The 3,407-nt window shown below is 61.8% G+C and carries 4 protein-coding genes; all 4 read left to right on the forward strand.

Going from position 1 to position 3,407, the window contains the following annotated elements:
• A partial coding sequence (locus AC0AP0_RS10525; protein WP_490430426.1) for a DivIVA domain-containing protein occupies positions 1-1,134 on the forward strand: 1,134 nt, incomplete at its 5' end.
• Positions 1,135-1,164: 30 nt separating this feature from the next.
• A complete protein-coding gene (locus tag AC0AP0_RS10530; protein ID WP_490430427.1) occupies positions 1,165-1,677 on the forward strand; it encodes a signal peptidase II in 513 nt (170 codons plus the stop codon).
• Complete coding sequence (locus tag AC0AP0_RS10535; protein WP_261254162.1) at positions 1,674-2,603, forward strand: RluA family pseudouridine synthase; 930 nt, start codon at positions 1,674-1,676, stop codon at positions 2,601-2,603. The genes AC0AP0_RS10530 and AC0AP0_RS10535 overlap by 4 nt, the downstream gene beginning before the upstream one ends.
• A 43-nt stretch (positions 2,604-2,646) precedes the next feature.
• Positions 2,647-3,407, forward strand: a 761-nt coding sequence (locus tag AC0AP0_RS10540; protein WP_490430428.1) for a PHP domain-containing protein, incomplete at its 3' end; no start/stop codon positions are given.

Below are 3,407 nucleotides of genomic sequence, written 5' to 3' on the forward strand. Positions count from 1 at the left end.
GGCACCGATGTGGCCTCGTTGAACTCCAAGATCTCCGATCTGACGGCTCAGGTGGAATCGCTGCAAAAGGAGAATGGAGATCTGAAACAGGCCCAAGGCTCCGCAGCCCAGCAGCCCGCCGTGGATGCGCAGACCAAGCGGTTACTGGCCGAGTCCCAGAGTCAGGTCAAAACCCTGGCCTCCCAGAATGACCAGCTCAAGCGTCAGGTCGAGCAACTCAACTCCCAGATCGACCAGCTGACTGCTCAGGCCGCTGCGGGCAACAACACCCAGGCTCTGACCAACCAGCTGACGGCCATGCAAAAGGAACGCGACCAGGCCCGCCAGCAGGTCCAGGCTCTGACCAACCAGCTCAATGCCTCCCAGCAGAGCATGGCCACGGCCCGCCAGCAGATCACCCAGGCTCAGAAGGCCTCTCAGGAGCAGCAGCAGCGTACTGAGCAGCTGAACAAGCAGCTAGAGGAATCCCGCAAGCGCGAGGAGCAGTTGCGTGAGCAGGTCTCCAAGGCAGAGCCATCCACCGAAACGGGCAGTCTGCAGCGGATTGCGGGCGCTGGCGCTGAGGCCAACAGCGAACCCGAGAGGGCCACCGCTATGCTCACGCTGGCCATGCAACTGCACGATCAGTACGTGGACAAGGGCAAGGCCAACGCCTCCCAGCTTGTGGCCGAGGGCCATGCCCAGCACGACGACATTGTCAAGAAGGCTGAGGACTACTCCAAGAGGACCCGTGCCGAGGTGGACGAGTACTCCAAGCGAGTGCACTCCGAGGCCGATGGCTACTCACAGCGCGTACGCTCCCAGGCCGACGAGTACTCGGTCAAGACTCGTTCCGATGCTGACGCCTATTCCAAGCGCCAGCACACCCAGGCCGACGAGTACGAGACACAGGTGCAGACTCGGGCGCAGGAGTACGACAAGAACACCCGCGACAGCGCCGATCGTTATGCTGCCGATGTCAAGAACAAGCTCATGGATCAGTCCAAGGTTCTCGAGGAGAACATCCAGGGGCTCAAGCAGTTCGAGGCGGGCTACCGCAGCAAGCTGACCGAGTTCCTCAACCAGCTGATCAACCAGATTTCAGACACCAGCAATTACCAGTCCATGGAAAAGAAGTCCGAACAGGCCCACTGATTCCATCCGGTAATGACGAAGAACACATCTATGAGACGGCTACGCGGACGCGTGGCCGTCTTCGTCGCTCTGGCGGCAGTGGCCATAGCCCTGGATCAGCTGACTAAGGCCCTGGCACTGGCCCGACTAGGCAACGGTATCAGGGTGGCTCTGCCGGGTCCTCTGCGCGGTCTGCGACTGGTACGCAACCCCGGTGCATCCCTGGGATTGGGGTCTGGGAGTACCTGGGTCATCTCCCTGATTGCCTTAGCAGCCTGTCTGCTCATCATTGTTCTGGCTCTGCGCACCACCTCCATGGTTTGGACCGTGGTCTTCTCCATGGCCTTCTCCGGGGCAGCAGGCAATCTGATCGACAGGGTTGCCTATGCAACTGGTTTTCTTGACGGTGCCGTGGTCGACTTTCTGGACTACGGCTGGTCGGTGGGCAACGTTGCCGACGTCTATCTGACTCTGGCAGGCGCGGCCGTAGTGGTGCTCATTATCTGTAATGTGCGGTTCAGCGACCGGTCCAAGACACTAAAACATGGGGGAGCGGCAAAGTGACACGGCTTCTTCCTGCGCCGGATGCCTTGGTAGGTCGGCGCTTGGATCTGGCCCTGTCCAAGATGCTGGGCCTGTCCAGGGCCAAGGCCAGCGATCTTGTGGCCCAGGGTCATGCGCGGATCATGGGCCGCCGAGTGAACAAGGCCACTACCTTGATGAGCGGTGATCTGATAGAGTTGGACGAGCCCGAGTCAACCAAACAGGTGGAGCCGGTGGCTGAGGACATGCCCGTGGTCTACGAGGATGAGGACGTGGTCGTCGTCGACAAGCCGGTGGGGGTGGCGGCACATCCCTCCATAGGCTGGACCGGGCCAACCGTTCTGGGCAGCCTCCTGCAGCGGGGTACCCACATCACCTCCATGGGGGCCCAAGGCCGCCAGGGTATCGTCTCTCGTCTGGACGCGGGCACCAGCGGCCTCATGCTGGTCTGCAAGTCCGACCTGGCCTACAAGGAGATGCGTCGGCAATTCGCCCGACATGAGGTAGTCAAGATCTACCATGCTCTGGTCCAGGGCAATCTGACCGAGGACAAGGCCACCATTGAGGCCCCCATCGGACGCGCCCGGGTCTCGGACTTCCGCTTCACGGTCACCCCTGCAGGCAAGGAGGCCATCACCCATTGGGATGTGCTGGAACGTTTCGGCTCGGCCACCCTGGTCAGTGTCAATCTGGAGACTGGGCGCACCCATCAGATACGCGTGCACTTCTCCTCCATAGGCCATCCACTGGTAGGTGATCACATGTATGGGGCCAACCCCGACCTGGCGGACAGGCTGGGCCTGAAGCGGCAGTGGCTACACGCCATGCGCCTGGAATTCCGCCATCCCCGCACCAAAATCTGGACCAAGGTGGTCTCCTCCTACCCGGCTGATCTGCGCCGCTCCCTGCAGATCGAACGTCAGGGCGCCACCGGTATACGCAGCTAGCGGACTCCGGCGATTCGGCCAGGGGCCTGGGTAAATTGGAGATATGTCCTCAACCCGGTCAGACTTCGTTCACCTTCACACCCATACCCACTATTCAACCTTGGACGGGGCCAGCAGGATACCCGACCTGGTTGCCGAGGTGGGACGGCTGGGGCAGCCGGCCGTAGCCATTACCGATCACGGCAACATGCACGGGGCTTATGAGCTTTGGCGCACGGCTGTAGATGCTGACATCAAGCCCATCATCGGGATTGAGGCCTACGTGACCCCTGAGACTGCCCGCCAGGACAAGAGCCGGGTCCACTGGGGAACCGACGAGCAGCGTTCTGACGATGTCTCCGGCGGCGGCTTCATCACCCACATGACCCTCTGGGCCAGTGACGACACGGGATTGGTCAACCTGATCAAGGCCTCATCTGTGGCCAACCTGGAGGGTCTGGTCGGCAAGTGGCCCCGCATGGACAAGGACCTGCTGTCCACCTATCACAAGGGGGTCATCGCCACCACCGGCTGCCCCTCGGGCATCGTCCAGACCAGGCTGAGGTTGGGCCAGTTCGACGAGGCTCTGCGGGCCGCCGGTGAGTTCCAGGACATCTTCGGCAAGGAGAACTACTACGTCGAGCTGATGGACCATGGGCTGGAGATCGAGCATCGGGTGACCAAGGATCTGCTGGAGATCGCCCGTCGTCTGGATGCCCCCCTGGTGGCCACCAACGACTCGCACTATGTGCGCAAGGAGGATGCCTCGGCCCAGGACGCCCTGCTCTGCATCAACTCGGGATCCCGGCTGACCGACCCCGGCCG

Source organism: Bifidobacterium sp. POST2/T3 (B1), from assembly GCF_058197115.1.